The following is a 1,699-nucleotide window of genomic DNA, read 5'->3' on the forward strand; positions in this document are numbered from 1 at the left end:
TGCTGGAGGTATCAGAAGTGCGAATGCTGACATAAGTAACGATAAAGCGGGTGAAAAGCCCGCTCGCCGGAAGACCAAGGGTTCCTGTTCAACGTTAATCGGAGCAGGGTGAGTCGACCCCTAAGGCGAGGCTGAAAAGCGTAGTCGATGGGAAGCAGGTTAATATTCCTGCACTTGGTGTTACTGCGAAGGGGGGACGGAGAAGGCTAGGTTATCCGGGCGACGGTTGTCCCGGTTTAAGCATGTAGGCGGAGAGTTTAGGTAAATCCGGACTCTTGTTAACGCTGAGGTGTGATGACGAGCCACTACGGTGGTGAAGTAACTGATGCCCTGCTTCCAGGAAAAGCCTCTAAGCTCCAGGTAACACGAAATCGTACCCCAAACCGACACAGGTGGTCAGGTAGAGAATACCAAGGCGCTTGAGAGAACTCGGGTGAAGGAACTAGGCAAAATGGTGCCGTAACTTCGGGAGAAGGCACGCTGGCGCGTAGGTGAAGGGACTTGCTCCCCGAGCTGAAGCCAGTCGAAGATACCAGCTGGCTGCAACTGTTTATTAAAAACACAGCACTGTGCAAACACGAAAGTGGACGTATACGGTGTGACGCCTGCCCGGTGCCGGAAGGTTAATTGATGGGGTTATCCGCAAGGAGAAGCTCTTGATCGAAGCCCCGGTAAACGGCGGCCGTAACTATAACGGTCCTAAGGTAGCGAAATTCCTTGTCGGGTAAGTTCCGACCTGCACGAATGGCGTAATGATGGCCAGGCTGTCTCCACCCGAGACTCAGTGAAATTGAAATCGCTGTGAAGATGCAGTGTACCCGCGGCAAGACGGAAAGACCCCGTGAACCTTTACTATAGCTTGACACTGAACATTGAGCCTTGATGTGTAGGATAGGTGGGAGGCTTTGAAGCGTGGACGCCAGTCTGCGTGGAGCCAACCTTGAAATACCACCCTTTAATGTTTGATGTTCTAACGTAGGCCCGTGATCCGGGCTGCGGACAGTGTCTGGTGGGTAGTTTGACTGGGGCGGTCTCCTCCTAAAGAGTAACGGAGGAGCACGAAGGTTGGCTAATCCTGGTCGGACATCAGGAGGTTAGTGCAATGGCATAAGCCAGCTTGACTGCGAGAGTGACGGCTCGAGCAGGTGCGAAAGCAGGTCATAGTGATCCGGTGGTTCTGAATGGAAGGGCCATCGCTCAACGGATAAAAGGTACTCCGGGGATAACAGGCTGATACCGCCCAAGAGTTCATATCGACGGCGGTGTTTGGCACCTCGATGTCGGCTCATCACATCCTGGGGCTGAAGTAGGTCCCAAGGGTACGGCTGTTCGCCGTTTAAAGTGGTACGCGAGCTGGGTTTAGAACGTCGTGAGACAGTTCGGTCCCTATCTGCCGTGGGCGCTGGAGAATTGAGGGGGGTTGCTCCTAGTACGAGAGGACCGGAGTGAACGCACCACTGGTGTTCGGGTTGTCATGCCAATGGCATTGCCCGGTAGCTAAGTGCGGAAAAGATAAGTGCTGAAAGCATCTAAGCACGAAACTTGCCCCGAGATGAGTTCTCCCTGACTCCTTGAGAGTCCTGAAGGGACGTTGAAGACTACGACGTTGATAGGCCGGATGTGTAAGTGCAGCGATGCATTGAGCTAACCGGTACTAATGACCCGTGAGGCTTAACCTTACAACGCCAGAGGCGTTTTT

The 1,699-nt window shown here is 53.5% G+C and carries 1 rRNA gene; it reads left to right on the forward strand.

Annotated features, from left to right (window positions below):
* Positions 1-1,679 (forward strand): 23S ribosomal RNA (locus LBW88_RS26430); the annotation flags it as partial.
* Positions 1,680-1,699 lie beyond the last annotated feature (20 nt).

This window comes from Pantoea sp. alder81 (assembly GCF_020179835.1).
GTDB lineage: Bacteria > Pseudomonadota > Gammaproteobacteria > Enterobacterales > Enterobacteriaceae > Pantoea.